The sequence below is a fragment of the Litorimonas haliclonae genome (genome assembly GCF_965138505.1).
Classification (GTDB): domain Bacteria; phylum Pseudomonadota; class Alphaproteobacteria; order Caulobacterales; family Maricaulaceae; genus Litorimonas; species Litorimonas haliclonae.
Window position 1 is genome coordinate 589,023 of record NZ_CBCSCO010000001.1, and the last position, 16,870, is coordinate 605,892.

The following is a 16,870-nucleotide window of genomic DNA, read 5'->3' on the forward strand; positions in this document are numbered from 1 at the left end:
TCACCAAGACGCTTGGAGTGCTATTCCAAGCTGATTTTTAATTGGTTAAATTAGTAGCTTTTGTGGCATAGCCCGGTCATGACGATGAAGATATACAGCCCCTCCCCGGTTCAATGGCGCGTAAGTGACGGGCTCACGCCCTATCCCGCGGCGCATGACTATATGAAAAACAAGGCACTTCAAGTTGCCGTAGAGGGCGCGCAAGAAGAGGTCTGGTTATTGCAACATCCGCCGCTTTACACGGCGGGAACGAGCGCCGACCCCAGCGACCTAGTCGATGCCAATCGGTTTGATGTCTTCGAAACAGGGCGGGGCGGCCAATATACCTATCACGGGCCGGGGCAACGCGTTGGCTATGTCATGTTGGATCTAAGAAAACGCGGACGGGATGTCTCTGTCTTTGTTCGCACTCTGGAGCAGTGGATTATCGATACCCTCGCAGAGTTTGACGTGAAGGCCGAGCGGCGCTGCGGTCGTGTCGGTGTCTGGGTGGTTCGGGAAGACGGCCGCGAGGAAAAAATTGCCGCCATAGGAGTGCGGCTAAAAAAATGGGTGAGCTTCCACGGCATCTCGATCAACCTGAACCCGGATCTATCCCATTTCGGCGGAATTGTGCCTTGCGGCATTACAGAACACGGGGTGACGAGCCTGCAGGATTTGGGCAAGACCGCAACACTGTCTGATCTAGATCAGGCGCTTGAAAAACATTTTGCAAGGCTCTTCAGCCCGATTGAAAAGCAAGCATAAAAAAACCGCCCTATGAAAGGACGGTTTCATTTTTATTTTTCGGCAGGACTACATGCTAGGCGTAGCCGGACCGAATTGGTTGTCATGCGGATCGCTTTTGATCATATTGTTGAAAACGAAAGCCACAAGATAAGCGACAACAGCGTTTACAAGGGCAAGGATAAATATCCCGGCTTTAGAAACGCCGCCCCCGGACATCGCCATTTCCATAACCGCGCCCAAATCACCCGATGCTGCCGCTTCTTCGGATCTCGCTGCGAATTCCGGATCAATGAACATAGGCTGCAAAACCAGACTGATAACAATTGACGCTACGATAAAGACGATGATCGGCACAAGACACATCCATCCGGACTTTCCGCCATCATGGTATCGTTTGATCCATAACACGATCCAACACCACCATAAAACAATACCGATAATTCCCAACATGCCTAGGGCTGCACTGAGTGCAGGCAAAATTGACAATATAAACCCGATAACGATTAGGATTGTCGCGCCTTTCATGAAGGGGGTTGGCCCAACACGCCCTGACGGTGAAAACAATAAATTACCCATAAAACTCCCCCTCTTGTTGTTTAACAATAAGAGAGTGGCAGAGAATTAAAAAAAATCAAGCTATTTTGGAAATTATCCGGAGATAACTGGCCCGTATTTGTTTGCATCCGCTTGCGGCTTGGCGACGCCAAGCCAAAGTGTGAAAGCCGCCCAGAGACTTAAGATTAGATATTTAGCAATAGTTTCAGCAGGTTTCATTTTCATTTGATATTCTTTGATTATGGCCTCTCTAACTACAGGATCTATATCTTCCTTCCGTTGAAAATTAGAGAACTCCGAGAAATATTCTGCTCCACCGTTAAACAACATCACGACAATTAGAATTACGAAAATTAAAACTATCATCCCTGTTAAGGGCCAATAACTGTAGCCAATGTCATGCAATCTCTTCCCGCAAACTGAATAAAGCATCTGAAATAGCAGAACTAAAACAATCAAAAATATCCAAAAATATGACATCGAATTGGTCATTGCATCTAATAAATAATAGGCACCAGTACAGAATAGAATAAAGCCGGCAACGCCAATCCAAAAATTGCGACGCCCCATTCGGCCCGCCGGAGAGAGAAAAAGTTTTATCATGGCCGTCTCCTGATGGGCGCGGCCGCAAATATCAAGCGCAAAAACTGTCGCGGCTTACACATTGTTACCATCATCGTCCGCTTGTGATTGATAAAGAACATCCCCGGACAAGGTATCTTTGAGTAGCTCATGACCGCTTTTAGCCCTCGAAATCAACGCGTCCATATCGGAACGGTGTTCGAAGGCTTCCATCGCCAACTCAAAGTCCATCTCCAGGAATTTATCCGATAGCTGCATCGCCTTTTCTTCCGAGAATCCTAAATAGGTAAGCGCTTTGCGTCCCATGGCGAGACTACTGCGCGCTGTTTCTCGTTCAGCGAAGTCCACGTCTTCTGCCAAAAGATCAAAAAGATGCGTCCGGTTTCTAGCGCGAGCAATAATTTTTGCTTCGGGGAAATGTTCTTTTATTTCTTGAACCGCTTTGGTCACTTTGTCGCTATCGTCCATGGCAATAATTATTACCTTCGCTTCTGCAGCTCCGGCAATTCTCAGTATTTCAACGTCTGATGTGTCACCATAATAAACTCGATGACCGAATTGCTTGAGCAATTCAATATGATCCCCGTCATTGTCTATGATTGTGGCGCCTATATTTTGGGTTTGAAGCAAGCGTCCCGCTAATTGCCCTACCCGTCCAAATCCAAGAATTAGGACAGGGTTGTGTTCATTCAACGGAGACTCCCCAGTCAGGGACTGAACAGTAAATCGCGGCGACAAAACTTTGTCATAGAACAAAATTATAAGCGGCGTCAGAGCCATGGTTATCGCGATGACAGCCGTCAGTATTTCGCCCATTTCCGAAGAAAGAGCGCCTTCTTGCGCCGCGAACTGGAATAACACAAAACCAAACTCCCCTGCCTGACAAAGTAGCGCTGCAAATATGACGCGGCTCGACTGAACCAATTTAAATATGGTCCCAATCAAATAGAGAACTGCAAATTTCAAACATAGAAGGCCTACGACGATTGCGACGATCGTGACGGGTTGTTCGCCGAGAGTTACGAAATTCAACGACATTCCAACCGAGATAAAAAATAGGCCAAGCAACAAAGCTTTAAATGGCTCGATATCGCGTTCCAATTGATGACGGTACTCAGAGTCAGCCAGCACTACCCCGGCAATAAAAGCCCCCAACGCCGCGGACAGGCCAAGCCATTCCATCAACAAGGCAGCGCCAATTACAAGTAGTAGCGCCATAGCGGTGAAGGTTTCCCGGACCTTGCTCTTAGCAATTAATCGGAAGATCGGGCGTAAGAGTAGCCGCCCCGCAACAATCATCCCGGTAAAAACACCAATGATAGATGCCGCAAGCCAAATCCCTTCGGGCCTATAATGTTCGCCGCTATGTGTGTCAGCGACCTCGGGGCTAAACCCGCTCATCAGCGCCAAGAACGGTAAGGCGGCAATCATGACTATTACGATGACATCTTGAAATAGGAGAACCGAAAAGCCGGACTGCCCAGCCGTCTCCCGCATCATTCGTCGGTCTTGCATAATTTGCAGCGAAATAGCCGTGGATGACAGGGATAACGCCATTCCGATAACAATTGCTTCTCCGAGGGGGCGACCCAAATAATAGGCGGCCCCTGTCATTAACAGAGTTGTCAAACCAACTTGCAAGCCGCCCAACCCAATGAGCCGCAATCGCATATTCCAGAGCTGTCGAGGCTTTAGCTCGAGCCCGATTAAGAAAAGCATCATCACGACGCCGAATTCGGAAAAATGAAGGATGGTCTCTGGATCGTTGATCGCCCCCAAAATATGAGGGCCAATAATAACGCCCGCAATCAGATACCCAATCACGGAACCTAATCCTGAAAGTTTTGAAATTGGCACCAAAATACAGGCCGCAGACAAGAAAACAAAAACGGAAAGAAGAAGATTGCCGTCCATATCTATAAGAGGTCCAAAACAGTCCCGAGACTGACAGTTTCATTCCGAAGATCTCTAGCGATTTCGGCCGCCTCTTCATCTTCTCCCCAAAGTTCATTTTGGTAAAGGATATCTAAGCGCGAAAGGTCAAAAGCCTCCCCGGCAGTCAAAGCCTTTTCAATGACCGCCATCGCCAAAACGACCGATCCAAAAACAGCTGTGAAATGCATGAAAAGTGTGAGGCGGATATCGTCCAAACCTTCTGCATAAGCGGCGATAGAATCATACGCGCTCTCTGGCTGAACCGTGGCAATCAAGGACTGAGTTGAGACGAGGTCAACACCTCTGGATTTTGCCCAAGCAAGCCATCCATCCCATCCTTCTGATTGCCGCTCAACTAGTATGCGGGGCTCGGGCGCGCGGTAGCAAAGCAAATCTGTACTGGTGTAACGTTTTGCTTCTTCCAACAGTTCTGGACGTCGCGAAGGTGTTTGCTCCAACGCCACGTTCAAAAGCCGCGTTACCGGCATTTTTGCGGGCTCGATTTTATCTGTTTGCGCGTCCCATTCTTTCGCGACCGCCTTTGCGAGAAGCTCTGTCGGAAGACAGAACGCCATTTTTCCCGGAGTTTTTAAGACGCGTTCGTCAAGAAGGACATGAAAACGACCGCTTATTTCTCGCGTCGAAACGGATTTATAGAAACGATTAGCCATTAGCTTAGTTCGTCCCAATCGACGTCGTCATTTTCCGGGTTGAAGCCGAGCATTTTAAAGGCGTTTTCCATATGCTCCGGTAAAGGCGCTTGGAAAGATAGGTCTGGTTTGCCGTCGCGCGGAATTGTCAGTGACCGCGCATGAAGATGCAAAGATGTCTCAATGCCGCCCGGCAGCGGCCTGTCTGTCATATATTTTGGATCTCCTGCAATAGGCGCGCCGAGAAGCTGCATGTGGAGGCGGAGTTGGTGTGTGCGTCCGGTGAGAGGCATCATAATAACCCAAGCCGCTTTTTGTCCCGCTTGCGCTTTCACGTCATAAAGCGTTTTCGCGTGTTTACCGCCGTCCGCGCCGTGGCGAACAGGAACCATCAACTCCTTGCCTTCATGAACATTGCCAAATCGGTTGTCCAATCGGCCTTTAGCCATATAGCCTTTGATCTCCCCAGATTTGGGTTGAGGGACGCCATTTGTGATGCCCCAATAGATTTTCTGCGCCCTCCGGCTCTGAAAGGCTCGCCCGGCCCATTTTGCGCTATTAACTGACTTTGCAATCAAAAGAACCCCTGACGTGTCGCGGTCAAGACGGTGCACCAATCGGCACCCTTCCCCCAATGCCGGTAACATTCCGTCGATATGGCGGGTGGTTTTTGATCCGCCCTGAACGGCTATGCCTGTCGGTTTATTCAACGCGATCAAATCGTTATCTTCATAGATCACGAGACTGCGTATAAACTTCTTATCGTCTTTATTGACGGGCGGTGTCTCGCTCATGTCGGACGGATCCGGCAGAGGCGGGACGCGAATAGTCTGGCCCGCCTCAAGCCGTAAATTGCCTTTCGCGCGTTTGGCGTCCACACGAATTTGGCCTGTCCGCAGAAGTTTTTCAACACGACCATGTGGGACATGCGGAAACTGTTTTTTGAACCAACGATCCAGGCGCGAACCTTCATCCGTTTCGGGAACAGTCAAATTATGCACACCACTCATGACGAAAACACCATACGAGAAATCCATAACCCCAGAGCCAAGGCGGCGATGGAGATAAAAAAGGAAGCGCCAATATACCCTAAAAAGGCTCCGAAAGCTTTTTTCTCGAGCATCAAATAACTCTCGAGAGAAAACGCGCTAAACGTTGTGAATCCACCAAGTAGGCCAACACCCAAAAACAATCTAATGCTCTGAGCATTTTCCGCACCGCGAAAAGCTAACCACCCGACCAAGAGGCCCATGGCGGCGCTGCCGATAATATTGGCCGCCAACGTGCCCATAGGAAAGCCCGGTCCAAACTGGCGCAAACTAAACGCAGATAAACCATAACGGCCACTCGCGCCCATCGCCCCGCCAAGCGCGACCAGGAATAAATTATACATGGTGAACTCTCATGACTTTCACATAGACGCCTGCGCTATGAATGGCAAAGAAAAGGAATTTTTGTTCTCAGCAGAATTCCCTAATTATCCTGACTTTGCTTTTCGAATATCCCGCCATTTGGTTAGGCGGTTTTTAATGTCACTCTCATTTCCGTCGCCCTTTGGGTTATAGATATCCACACGTCCCATCCCATCCGGAAAATAATCCTGCCCGGAAAAGCCTTCGGGTGTATCCGGGTCATACTGATAACCGTCTCCATACCCCAAATCTTTCATGAGCGCCGTCGGCGCGTTCAGAATATGGGCCGGCGGTGAAAGTGAGCCCGTCTCATTCGCCAGTCTTTGAGCGGCCTTGAACGCCGAATAAACCGCATTGGATTTTGGCGCGGACGCTAGATGCACCACGGTTTGCGCCAGAGCTAATTCGCCTTCCGGCGTACCAAGAAGCTGATAGGCGGAAAGGGACGCCATCGCCGCCGGAAGCGCCGAAGTGTCAGCAAGACCGATATCTTCACTTGCCATCCTCACGAGACGCCGAGCAATATAAATCGGATCCTCGCCGCTTGAGAGCATTCTCGCCAGCCAATATAGAGCGGCATCAGGGTCAGACCCCCTTACCGATTTATGTAGAGCAGAAATTAAGTTATAGTGCTGTTCGCCGCCCTTGTCGTAGTGGGCGCGCCGCTTTTGGAGTATTTGGGCGACGCCCTTTTCGTCAAATTCAGTCTGGCCGGAATAATCAAATAAAATCTCAGCAAGACTTAACGCATAACGGCCGTCGCCATCGGCCATATCTCTAAGAGCTTGCCGCCCCTCTTCCGTAACAGGCAGTGATTTATTTAAATGCGTTTCGGCCCGTTTCAGCAGCCCGTCAATCGCGTCCTTGTCGAGACGTTTTAATACATAAACTTGGGCTCTGGAAAGCAAGGCGCTATTGAGTTCAAAACTTGGATTTTCAGTGGTCGCGCCGATTAGCGTAATCGTGCCATTCTCCACATAAGGAAGAAATCCATCTTGCTGAGCTTTGTTAAAGCGGTGGATTTCGTCGACAAAAAGAAGCGTTCCGCGTCCTGTACTTCTCCGCGCTTTTGCCGCTTCAAAGACTTTGCGTAAATCCGCAACGCCTGAGAAAACGGCCGAGAGCTGGACAAATTCCATATCGGCATGATCGGCGATGATACGGGCCAGCGTCGTCTTTCCAACGCCGGGCGGCCCCCATAAAATAAGGGAGCTGAGCCGTCCACTGGCGAGCATTCGAGCAAGTGGCGCCTCTTTGGAGAGTAGATGGTCCTGCCCAATAACTTCGGACAGGGTCACAGGGCGCAATTGATCCGCGAGCGGGCGCGGCGCCGCTTTTTCTAAACCCGCAGATGAAAATAAATCGGAGATAACTTATGGCTCGCGCGGGAGATATCGGGTCGGAAGAACGCCAATTCGGCCATTGCGGTCGATAGACAGCTTCCACCCTTCGTCAGCCTCAACCGTCTCGAGAAGCGATTCAAACTGCCGGGTTGAAGTAATGTCTTCGTCATTTAACCCAATCAGAAAATCACCTGGTCTTAGGCGGTTATAATTCGCCGCGCTACCGCGTTCGATTTTCAAAACCATGACACCCGAAATAAAGGGGTCAAAGCCAAGCTCTTCTCCAAGTGCTGGGCTCATATTTACGATGGTGGCCCCATCAAATGGGTTCATACCTTGAATTTTACGCTCGTCTCTTTCGGGCGATTCCTGCGGAATATCAGTTTCAACATTCACTGTCCGCTCTGAACCTTCCCGGAAATAGCGAATGGCCACCTCTTCGCCTTTACGCAGCGTCGCAAGCTTAAACCGAAGACCGCTATCATCATTTATCGGGGTGCCGTCCACGGAAAGAATAACGTCGCCTTTTTCAAGCCCGGCTCTATCGGCAGGGCCTTGCGGCAAAATTTCATTTATGACCGCGCCTTTTGAACGATCCAACCCCAAAGCGGAGGCCATGGTCGCATCCACAGCATTTGTACGCGCGCCAATCCACGGACGAACAATTCGCCCTTCGGAGAGCGCGCTGTCTACAGCCCGGCTGACAAGTTCTGACGGGATTGCAAAGCCGATCCCATTAGACCCACCAGAACGAGAAAATATCGCCGTATTTACCCCGACAAGTTCGCCGGAAAGATCAACCAGAGCTCCGCCTGAATTTCCCGGATTCACGGCAGCATCTGTTTGAATAAACGAAGATAAATCGGTCACATTTGTTCGCCCCAAAGCCGAAACTATACCGCTCGTCACGGTTTGCCCGACACCGAAGGGGTTCCCAATGGCCAGAACAATATCCCCAATTTCAAGATCATCACTTTGGCTTTGTATCGCGAGCGCTGGAAGGCGCTCTCCATTTGTTTCAACCCTCAAGACCGCAACATCAATTTCTTCATCCTGAGCCACAATCTCGGCCGGGAATTCCCGTCGGTCATTCAAAACGACTTTCAACTCATCCGCGCCTTTGACGACGTGGGCGTTGGTAACAATTATCCCGTTCGAGCGAACGATTACGCCTGACCCCAAAGAGCTCTCTACTCGTTCCTGCGGCGCGCGCTGCATTCCAAACATACGTTCAAAAAAATCGGCGCCGCTACGCGTTCTCACGGTCCGAGACGTATACACATTAACGACTGCCGGAGCCGTTTGCTTGACGACAGGGGCGTAGGACAATTGAACCTGTAATTGCGACTCCGGAACAATCCGTTCAGGTGGGCCGTCTAGGAACTGGGCTTGTGCCGCACTTCCGAACAATCCAGGGGCAATGACGCAAGCACTTGCGAGAAGAGAGAGAAATGTCTTTTTCATGCTCATACAAATAGGACGGACCTTGGCAATAACCAAGCCCCGCCCGCATTTATGAGGAATTATTTAAGTTCCAGATGTAAATTCAATTTGCCTTTAAACAGTAATTCGTAATTTACTCGCTGGCTTTTTCTTTGTTTTTTAAACGCAGCTGCGCGTCCTCCAAAGCTTTTCGCGCTTTTGTAAGCTCTTTGCGAGTTTGTTTCAGCTCTTGTTCCGAGTCCTCCAGACTATCAATATCCTTGAGCATAGACTCCACAGACTCGAGCATGGTCTTGGCGGCGGCCAATTTAGCTTCCGCCATTTGCCCCTCTCCGTCCGTTATGAAAAAGCGGTTCTTATCATTCATTTTGAGATGGAGAGGCGCTTTCCCGTCCAGCAACTTACTGTCGGAAAAGATAAAACTCCGAGCCACCGATACATCTCCGTCTTCATTTTTAAACCCCGGCGGAAGAGGAGGCTCCGGTGGTTCGGGCATTTCGCCGTTCCAAACGAACACCTTGGCATGCTCGGACTCCAGCGCTTTTAATTCGTCCAGGCTCTCGACCCTTTCGAGCATTTTCTCGATTTTGAGTTTTTCCGATGCCTCTAAACCTTCCAGGTCAGAAAGCGATTCCAGGTCTTCCAAATTCGAAAGTACTTTCAACCCTTCCAATCTCTTCAGATTTTCCAACTTCGCCAATTCCGGAAACCGTAACATCCTGACCTGACCTTTTGAGCCCAAGGCAATATGTTTTCCGGAATTAAATTTTAGCTGATTGTCCTCTCCAACTGAAAATGCCCAAGACTTGGATTTCTTGGCGTCTTCAAGATTAAAACCCTCAATCTCGGAGGCCTCGACCTTCCGCTTGTTTCCATCTTCGTCAAATTCGTAAGCTTCGAATTCATCGCCATTGATTTCGATTTCATAGTGCTTCTTGATTTCGTTGCCGTCATCATCGGTTTTGTGAATTTTAATTACAGATTTGTTGCTGTTCGTCGTCACCACGGTGTCTTCGAGCGTATTTTCCGGATGGCTCTCGGCGATTGTCAGCGGGGCTGATATCGTCGCGACGCCGAGGATCAACGCGGCTGTTGCCCCCTTTGCCCATGTGTTACTCACTTTCGGGCTCGCCAAAGTTTCCAGTCGATCCGCTAACGGGTGGGCCATGCCCAGCGCCAAGGGGTGGGACATACCCAAATCAAACCATTTCGTCATTTTTGTCTCCTTTTGAAAAATCTTCCATCGGATCTGGCTCATACAAAGCTAGGCCGAGAGGGGATTGTTGACCGGACTGTGTCGATGTTCTTGCTGCGTGGACCAGTGTCTGCGCGTAGGAATGGGTGGCGTCGCCTCCGCCTGTTCTGGCGACAACCGCTGCGTCGCAAGCAGCCTCTTGATCAATGCGCATTTTGTTTGCCGCGTAATGGACTAGCGGATTAGGCAAGAACAGCGCGCGAAAGCCGAGCACAATAAGAGCGACCCAGAGATCGCCGCGTTTGATATGCGACATCTCATGCACGAGGGCGAAAATCTGTTGCTGACGATTAAACCGAGATTCAAAATCCTGCGGCAGCAATATCAGAGGGCGGGTCAAACCCGTCACCATCGGGCCCGAGACGGCGCGGCTCAACCGAATAGTCGGGAGCCTGCGTAGGCCTGTCACCTCTCCGGCGCTCTTAATGTTTGACGAGAGTTGGTCAGAAACAGGGGTCGAGTTTGTCCGCATATGCGCCATGAAAACGCGTTGCCGAACAAGCTGAAATCCGAACCATATGATTGCGACGCTCAGCCAGATAACGGTAATAACGGTCCAGATTGAAGGGATGGACATATGCGAAGACGTCTCTGCGAAAGTGTTCGGGTCTACGGTAAAGGTTGGCAGAGTCTCGGACGGCATGTTGCGAAAGACCGGTTCCGACGTTGGGCCCAGTGGTTCAAAGTTTTCCGGCGCGGGACGGCGCAGAAATGGCACGGTCACGGTTGGCATAAGGAGGCGTAAAGCGGGCAGCAACCAAAGAGCATAGGCCGCCCCCGCCCCAAAATAGCGCGCAAACGGGCGCCGGATAATCAGCACCAGTCCGATCAAGAAACTGACTACCAGCCCCGTCTGCAACCCCCAATCTGCCACATCTGCCAAGGTCATTTTTTTAACCTCGCCAGAAGGGCTTCAAGCTCTTGAATATCGGTATCGCTCAAGCCGTCTCCTTGAGCGAGATGTGCCACGAGCGGCGCAGCGCGACCGCCAAATAAACGCTCCGACAGACTTTTGGCGGCGTGAGAGGCGTAGGTTTCTTTGGCAATCAGCGGCGTATATAAATAACGCCGGCCATCGGCCTCAGTGGACAAGGCGCCCTTTTCGACCAGACGCGAGAGGAGCGTCTTAACCGTTCGACTGCTCCAGTCTTTATCATTGTCCAATCGTTCGACAACATCGCTCGCGGCCATTGGGCTTTTTTCCCAAAGGACGTTCATAATGTCGAGTTCAGATTGTGATATCCGCTGAGCCATAACTTCCCTATCAATTACGTTTGTAATCGATAAGGTTGATTACATTTGTGGTCAATAGAAAATTTGACGCCGCAAATTAATTTCCGGACAGGCTTTTGGACTCAGTTTTTAAAACGGCGGCGTAAGGAAGTCCAAGAAATATCGGATCAAGGTATCTATCGCGGCCGGTCGCTTCCCAGTCCGGGACGTTTTTAATACAAAACCTTGTGGCCGCCGGAGGCTCACCTTGCGCTTCTCGTCTGGTTTCGACCTCTTGGAAATTTTCGATTTCAGCCAAAGTCGCCGCCGCGCCGGCCTGACATTTGGCGATGGTTTCAGGAGGGGTTTCGTCGGCAATCTGTGCGAATTCTGATCTTGTATAAGCTTTGTAAGCTACACTCACTTTCGGGCCAGAAAGATATTTCACCAAGATCATGCGGCGGTAATCAGGGTTATCCGAGGGAAGAGACTCTATGAGCAAGACAGGGCTGCTATTTGGGGACTGCGCCGCCGCTTCGCCCGCTCCAAACAGAGCGGCGCTCATTAAGGCAGATAAGAAAATAGCTTTCATCTTGATCACACCTCCTTGTTCCGTTCCGGGATAATAGCAAAAGCCCGGCCCGTTCCTAGTCACTCAATACAGTTAGGCGCGTGAAAGGGTTTCACTCTATTTCTGTCAGTTCCGCACGTAGCTAAGCGAAAATGCGTGCGCTCTGCGGAATGACAGGATAAATTCAAATTGTGCATCGCTCATGCGCTTTCACCCACTTGCCATTTGATCATTCGAACGCGGCACCGCGAAGCGGGGTTAGTGAGGATGCAACCGCAATTTCTGAATTGTGCATCACCCACACCTTTCGTCCGACTCGCAATCCAGTGCAGAGCCTTTCTCAGGGTTTCCAATAAAGTGGACAGCCCGCAGAGCTTCGGCTCCTACCGGAGACCGAAAAATATAAAAATGTTTCGCAGGTAGCTAAAGCTCTGCGGCAGCGATTTTCTAATGGAACGGCCTTGACCATCCGAACGCGGCACCGCGCAGCGGGGTTAGTGAGGATGCGAGGATATTACTTATGTACTGCAACTATCCGCCACCTTCGGTGTCGGCGCTGCATTGTAATCAATCCCCCGGATTGATTACGGACATTGCGCGTCTCCGACAGTCGCGCTCACCGGGTTTATTTCAGCCCGACACTGCACGGTACGGCAGGCTAACACATTCCACCAGGCCCGGCACAATCAGATGTGTCACCACCCGATGCTCAACCTCGCTGTCCCCTGAACCAGAACCTGACGCGTTCCTGTCCGTGTTCAGAAGAACGAGCTTAGAATATCATGGATTTGTAGGGTGAGGACGGAGTTTTTAATTAGATTTATGAAACAAGGGGATAGCGAAAAATAAACATGGATTGTTTTTCCTCCACCGCGAAAGCGGGGGAGGTGTCCGATAGGACGGAGGGGGTGCAGCGCGTCTGCGCTGCCTAAAGATTCTTTCCACTTTAACGCTTCGCCTACCCCCTCCGACCCCTTCGGGGCCACCTCCCCCGCCCCGGCGGTGGAGGGAGTCTCTTTTTAGCTACCCCTTATCAAATAACGCAACAGCGGCGGCGTCTCTTGGCGTAATTTCGCCTTCGCCTTGGAAATATTTCCAGCTGCGTTCGCATTTCTTATAGCCTTCAGCGTCTTTCAAATCGGAGACAGACAGACTGCCGTCGTCCTGGCTTGCGCTGAGCTCGCAATGGCTGACAATTAAATAATCCGCCAAGCAATCCCGTGGGTCGCTTGGGTTTGCATATATATTGTCATCCGTGACTCCGAGCGCTTTCATTGGACCTGAAAGGCCGGCCTCTGCTGCCTTTACCGAAGCGTCGAGAGAAGATTTAATAACGCCCTCTCTCCGCAAAGGCTCAATCGCTTCCTGGGCTTTTACTCTGAAATCGCGAACAGCTTGGATATGCGATGCCAAATCCTCATTCCTCCACTCATCCGGACAGCTTCGGAACAGCTCCAAATGCACAGAGCCGTCTTCGGACGGATGCCTTGCTTGCCAGACCTCTTCCATGGTGAAGCTCATGATCGGCGCGAGCCATGTTGTCAGGCGCTGGAAAATTTCATTCATGACCGTGCGGCAGGCGCGTCGGCGGGTGCTATTCAGAGGGTCGCAATAGAGCGCGTCTTTCCGAATATCGAAATAAAAGGCTGACAAATCCACCGTGCAGAAATTAAATAGAGTACTGAAGATTTTTTTGTGATCGTGATTACGAACCCAGCCTTCATGCTCTGCCGTGATTTCAGACAGACGATGCAGTACCCATTTTTCGAGCGCCGGCATATCGGCGTGTTCCACTGTGTCAGAGCCATCGAAACCGTCCAGCGCGCCGATCATATAACGCAGCGTATTCCGAAGTTTGCGGTAAGCATCCGCGCTCGTCTGGATGATTTCCTTGCCGATTTTCAGATCATTTGCCCAATCGGAACTGGCCGTCCAGATGCGCATGATTTCTGCGCCATATTGTTTGGAAATATCTTCCGGACTCATTGTATTGCCGAGCGATTTCGACATTTTAAAGCCCTTTTCATCCACGACAAAGCCGTGGGTCAACACGCCTTTATAGGGCGCTTCGCCGTAGATTGCGCAGCTTTCCATGAGCGAGCTCTGGAACCAACCGCGATGTTGGTCTGACCCTTCAAGATAAAGGTCAGCGCGGTCCGGCAAATCGTCGCGGCGTTTCAAACAAAAGGCATGAGTGGAGCCGGAATCAAACCAGACATCCAGAATATCTGTGACCTTTTCCCAGCCCTCATTGTCCTCTGGCATGAACTCTTCGAGAGGCGTGTCGAACCAGCCATCCACGCCCTGCTCTTCCACCTTGGCGAGAATACGGGAATTAATAGCGTCGGCGTCATTCCGTTCTGTGTGAAGCTTTCCGTCCTTATCCACGATAAGCGTAATCGGAACGCCCCAGTTTCTCTGCCGGGAAATCAACCAGTCTGGGCGGTCGGCGACCATGGTGCCGATACGGTTGCGGCCGCGGTCCGGCCAAAAGGCGGTATCGTCAATCGCTTCCAATGCCTTGTCGCGCAGGCCATCTTTGGACATGGAGATAAACCATTGCGGCGTGGCGCGGCGGATAACGGGGGCTTTGGAGCGCCAGCTATGCGCGTCGCGGAGCATCATGATACCGCGCGCCATGATATTGCCTGTTTCCATCAAGGCTTTGATGACTTCTGCATTGGCTTTGCCGTCCTGTCCGCGTTTCTTGCCGGAAGTGCGGATAACGTCGAGACCTTGCAAACGGGCCGGCATGACATTGGTGTAGCATCCCGCATCATCGAGCGTCATCGGAACAACCGGGTCAACGCCTATCTCTTCAAGCATTTTTTGGTTGGAAACCCAGATTCCGTAATCATCCTCACCATGGCTCGGCGCCGTATGGACAAAGCCCGTACCGGCGTCTGACGTGACATGAGAGCCGCTCAACAACGGAACAGCATAATCAAATTTACCTTCGGCGCCTTCCATGTCTTTGAGCGGGTGATCGCAAAGCATCCCTGTCAGCAGACGGTTATGCACGTCTTGAAGGCGTTTTGACTTGGAGATCAGACCGGCTTTTGCGACGTCTTCCCAAAGGTCATCCGCGACGAGGAGTTTATCCCCGGGGCTGGACCAAGGCTCAAACTCGCTCTCGGCGAGCTCTTCCACTTCATAGAGGCCATAAGTGATTTCGCTCGAAAAACTAATCGCGCGGTTGGCAGGAATTGTCCAAGGCGTGGTTGTCCAGATGACAATGGATGCGCCTTGTAATGCGAGGATCTCTTCCTCGAGTTTATCCGCAGCCGTGCCCTTCACAACATAATTTACGGTGGCCGCTTTCCGCACCGGAAACTTCACATAGATCTGTGTCGCCTTCTTATGCTGATATTCAACTTCGGCTTCAGCGAGTGCGGTCTGTTCGACCGGGGACCACATGATAGGTTTAGAGCCGCGATAGAGCTGACCTGTTCCGGCGATTTTTAAAAGCTCTCCGCAGATAATGGACTCGCTCTCGAAATTCATGGTTTTATAAGGATTGTCCCAATCGCCGATGACGCCGAGGCGTTTAAACTCTTCGCGCTGAACGTCGAGCCATTCGGCGGCGTATTCGCGGCAACGGGTGCGAAATTCAGATCCCGGGATGTCCTCTTTCTGGCGGCCCTTCCCGCGGAATTCCTCTTCAACTTTCCACTCAATCGGAAGGCCGTGACAATCCCAGCCCGGAACATAATTTGCGTCATGGCCGAGCATTTGATGAGAGCGATTGACGATATCCTTGAGGATTTTATTAAGCGCCGTGCCCATATGAATATGCCCATTGGCATAGGGCGGACCGTCATGAAGCGTATAGGGCCCCTTGGCATTTTCGGCTCCGCGTTGTTTTTTGTAAAGGCCTATCTCGTTCCAGCGCGCAATCCAATCAGGTTCGCGTTTGGGCAGGCTCGCCCGCATAGGAAAATCGGTTTTTGGCAGGAATAACGTCTCGCGGTAATCGCGGGTCGTCTCAGTTGAATCAGTCATGGATGTCTCGGATAAAATAGGGCGTTAAAAATCGGGTGGAATTTCCCGGCACGCCTTTAGCGTACCGGGCAAATAATTCGTATTGTCATAACCCGTTTAAACATGGTTTTCGCCTATCACACCGGACTTAAGTCGTCTAGGTGAGACTTAGCTCCTCCATGTCTTCCAGACCGAAGTAAATCCCGCGCTCTGCTGCGTGTAAATCGATCAGGTGGCGTATGTCCCGCGCCTGACTGAGGGTTGAAAGCGCAAAGAGCGATATACCAATAACGAGCGTCGCAACAATTCCCCCTAGAATCCCCATAAATAACAGTTCGTTCGCATATATGGCGGCAATTAAAGCGCCCAGCCCTTCGGGGGAAAGTTGATGTAAAAGAGCCAGAAAACCAACCGGAACAGTTACATTCGTCACCATGGTCACGCGAAATCCGGCCGTGGCTTGTTCCTGATTTATAGCCGCAAACGTCCGGAGCGCTTTCACATCCCGATTGGGTAAATCATTCAAAATTGCTTTGAGTTTCAGAGCCTGTTTCGTCTGCCGCAGGAGAGTGACCCGGTTTATATCCAAGCGGGACGTCAGACCCATGCCCCAATATTTATGCGGCCGGAAAGCAGAACGCGTTTTAAACAAGGCTGTTATCTCTTCCCACTTTTGTGTGAGATGCGTCGTCGGGGGTTTATCCGGAGCGGTCATGAATTTGAATTGCCACAGAGGAGGACGAAGTCAAGCGCGCAAAATCCGTTTTCAACCGAGCCGTTTAGACTTTTTCTTTCGTTCTTCCAGCATGAGTTCGCGCTTAATCCGCGCCAGAGTAAACCCGACATTGCGGCGCCGAATCTGCCCGCGCGGGATATAGCCGAGCTTTTCGGCGTAGCCTTCGGGATATTTCTTGAGCAATTCGGCGTGCAGACTCCGAACCATTAAGAGATGCCCGCCCCGCACAAATACAAAATAGAGAGAGAAAAACCCGACGATGAGGGCGTTTTGGTTCAAATCCGCGGCGTTATCTGTCAGCCCCCGAAACAGGAGCAATATCCCAATCAAAATGGCGGCGCTGGGCAGCACGCAGCGTGTTAGCCAGTAGCGTAAAGACAGCCAATCACGTCGGAGAAGCTCTGGGGTCATGCGGTGATTATAACGCAAATGAAGGCTCGGCGCGATGAGCCATTACAGCGCGGGC

General features: G+C 51.0%; 16 protein-coding genes. 1 reads left to right on the forward strand and 15 read right to left on the reverse strand.

The window, feature by feature from the left end:
- The first annotated feature begins 78 nt into the window (after positions 1-78).
- A complete protein-coding gene (gene lipB / locus ACNA05_RS02620; protein ID WP_415809822.1) occupies positions 79-747 on the forward strand; it encodes a lipoyl(octanoyl) transferase LipB in 669 nt (222 codons plus the stop codon).
- Between the two features lie 48 nt (positions 748-795).
- Here the strand turns inward: lipB and ACNA05_RS02625 are convergent, their stop codons facing one another.
- The 15 genes from ACNA05_RS02625 to ACNA05_RS02695 all read right to left on the reverse strand — a co-directional run bounded on the left by ACNA05_RS02625 (position 796) and on the right by ACNA05_RS02695 (position 16,815).
- Positions 796-1,305 (reverse strand): DUF805 domain-containing protein, encoded by a 510-nt coding sequence (locus tag ACNA05_RS02625; RefSeq protein ID WP_415809823.1) that lies wholly within the window; start codon positions 1,303-1,305, stop codon positions 796-798.
- A 72-nt stretch (positions 1,306-1,377) separates the two neighbouring features.
- Positions 1,378-1,887 carry a DUF805 domain-containing protein gene (locus ACNA05_RS02630; protein WP_415809824.1) on the reverse strand — a complete coding sequence of 170 codons (510 nt, stop codon included), beginning with the start codon at positions 1,885-1,887 and terminating at the stop codon, positions 1,378-1,380.
- Between the two features lie 54 nt (positions 1,888-1,941).
- Positions 1,942-3,780, reverse strand: a complete 1,839-nt coding sequence (locus ACNA05_RS02635) for a monovalent cation:proton antiporter-2 (CPA2) family protein (RefSeq protein WP_415809825.1) — start codon at positions 3,778-3,780, stop codon at positions 1,942-1,944.
- A gap of 2 nt (positions 3,781-3,782) precedes the next feature.
- The gene (locus ACNA05_RS02640) at positions 3,783-4,472 is read right to left on the reverse strand and encodes an ATP12 family chaperone protein (RefSeq protein WP_415809826.1); all 690 of its coding nucleotides are present in this window, start codon (positions 4,470-4,472) and stop codon (positions 3,783-3,785) included.
- Positions 4,472-5,488, reverse strand: a complete 1,017-nt coding sequence (locus tag ACNA05_RS02645) for an RluA family pseudouridine synthase (RefSeq protein ID WP_415809827.1) — start codon at positions 5,486-5,488, stop codon at positions 4,472-4,474. The genes ACNA05_RS02640 and ACNA05_RS02645 overlap by 1 nt, the downstream gene beginning before the upstream one ends.
- On the reverse strand, positions 5,458-5,844 hold the full coding sequence (crcB, locus tag ACNA05_RS02650) for a fluoride efflux transporter CrcB (protein ID WP_415809828.1): 387 nt from the start codon (positions 5,842-5,844) through the stop codon (positions 5,458-5,460). The genes ACNA05_RS02645 and crcB overlap by 31 nt, the downstream gene beginning before the upstream one ends.
- An 84-nt stretch (positions 5,845-5,928) precedes the next feature.
- Complete coding sequence (locus ACNA05_RS02655; protein WP_415810107.1) at positions 5,929-7,233, reverse strand: replication-associated recombination protein A; 1,305 nt, start codon at positions 7,231-7,233, stop codon at positions 5,929-5,931.
- 3 nt (positions 7,234-7,236) lie between these two features.
- A complete protein-coding gene (locus ACNA05_RS02660; RefSeq protein ID WP_415809829.1) occupies positions 7,237-8,670 on the reverse strand; it encodes a Do family serine endopeptidase in 1,434 nt (477 codons plus the stop codon).
- A 112-nt stretch (positions 8,671-8,782) separates the two neighbouring features.
- Positions 8,783-9,865, reverse strand: a complete 1,083-nt coding sequence (locus ACNA05_RS02665) for a hypothetical protein (RefSeq protein ID WP_415809830.1) — start codon at positions 9,863-9,865, stop codon at positions 8,783-8,785.
- Complete coding sequence (locus ACNA05_RS02670) at positions 9,849-10,793, reverse strand: M56 family metallopeptidase (RefSeq protein ID WP_415809831.1); 945 nt, start codon at positions 10,791-10,793, stop codon at positions 9,849-9,851. The genes ACNA05_RS02665 and ACNA05_RS02670 overlap by 17 nt, the downstream gene beginning before the upstream one ends.
- Positions 10,790-11,158 (reverse strand): BlaI/MecI/CopY family transcriptional regulator, encoded by a 369-nt coding sequence (locus ACNA05_RS02675; protein WP_415809832.1) that lies wholly within the window; start codon positions 11,156-11,158, stop codon positions 10,790-10,792. The genes ACNA05_RS02670 and ACNA05_RS02675 overlap by 4 nt, the downstream gene beginning before the upstream one ends.
- A 76-nt stretch (positions 11,159-11,234) precedes the next feature.
- On the reverse strand, positions 11,235-11,708 hold the full coding sequence (locus tag ACNA05_RS02680) for a hypothetical protein (RefSeq protein ID WP_415809833.1): 474 nt from the start codon (positions 11,706-11,708) through the stop codon (positions 11,235-11,237).
- A gap of 1,002 nt (positions 11,709-12,710) precedes the next feature.
- A complete protein-coding gene (ileS, locus tag ACNA05_RS02685; protein ID WP_415809834.1) occupies positions 12,711-15,689 on the reverse strand; it encodes an isoleucine--tRNA ligase in 2,979 nt (992 codons plus the stop codon).
- Between the two features lie 136 nt (positions 15,690-15,825).
- A complete protein-coding gene (locus ACNA05_RS02690) occupies positions 15,826-16,383 on the reverse strand; it encodes a hypothetical protein (protein WP_415809835.1) in 558 nt (185 codons plus the stop codon).
- A gap of 51 nt (positions 16,384-16,434) precedes the next feature.
- Entirely contained in the window at positions 16,435-16,815 is a 381-nt protein-coding gene (locus tag ACNA05_RS02695; RefSeq protein WP_415809836.1) for a hypothetical protein, read from the reverse strand.
- Positions 16,816-16,870: the final 55 nt, after the last annotated feature.

Coding starts and splice junctions, on each gene's coding strand:
- ACNA05_RS02665 (WP_415809830.1), bottom strand. CDS start 9,865: ATGACGAAATGGTTTGATTTGGGTATGTCCCACCCCTTGGCGCTGGGC.
- crcB (WP_415809828.1), bottom strand. CDS start 5,844: ATGTATAATTTATTCCTGGTCGCGCTTGGCGGGGCGATGGGCGCGAGT.
- ACNA05_RS02630 (WP_415809824.1), bottom strand. CDS start 1,887: ATGATAAAACTTTTTCTCTCTCCGGCGGGCCGAATGGGGCGTCGCAAT.
- ACNA05_RS02645 (WP_415809827.1), bottom strand. CDS start 5,488: ATGGATTTCTCGTATGGTGTTTTCGTCATGAGTGGTGTGCATAATTTG.
- ileS (WP_415809834.1), bottom strand. CDS start 15,689: ATGACTGATTCAACTGAGACGACCCGCGATTACCGCGAGACGTTATTC.
- ACNA05_RS02675 (WP_415809832.1), bottom strand. CDS start 11,158: ATGGCTCAGCGGATATCACAATCTGAACTCGACATTATGAACGTCCTT.
- ACNA05_RS02670 (WP_415809831.1), bottom strand. CDS start 10,793: ATGACCTTGGCAGATGTGGCAGATTGGGGGTTGCAGACGGGGCTGGTA.
- ACNA05_RS02695 (WP_415809836.1), bottom strand. CDS start 16,815: ATGACCCCAGAGCTTCTCCGACGTGATTGGCTGTCTTTACGCTACTGG.
- ACNA05_RS02680 (WP_415809833.1), bottom strand. CDS start 11,708: ATGAAAGCTATTTTCTTATCTGCCTTAATGAGCGCCGCTCTGTTTGGA.
- ACNA05_RS02625 (WP_415809823.1), bottom strand. CDS start 1,305: ATGGGTAATTTATTGTTTTCACCGTCAGGGCGTGTTGGGCCAACCCCC.
- ACNA05_RS02635 (WP_415809825.1), bottom strand. CDS start 3,780: ATGGACGGCAATCTTCTTCTTTCCGTTTTTGTTTTCTTGTCTGCGGCC.
- ACNA05_RS02690 (WP_415809835.1), bottom strand. CDS start 16,383: ATGACCGCTCCGGATAAACCCCCGACGACGCATCTCACACAAAAGTGG.
- ACNA05_RS02660 (WP_415809829.1), bottom strand. CDS start 8,670: ATGAAAAAGACATTTCTCTCTCTTCTCGCAAGTGCTTGCGTCATTGCC.
- lipB (WP_415809822.1), top strand. CDS start 79: ATGACGATGAAGATATACAGCCCCTCCCCGGTTCAATGGCGCGTAAGT.
- ACNA05_RS02640 (WP_415809826.1), bottom strand. CDS start 4,472: ATGGCTAATCGTTTCTATAAATCCGTTTCGACGCGAGAAATAAGCGGT.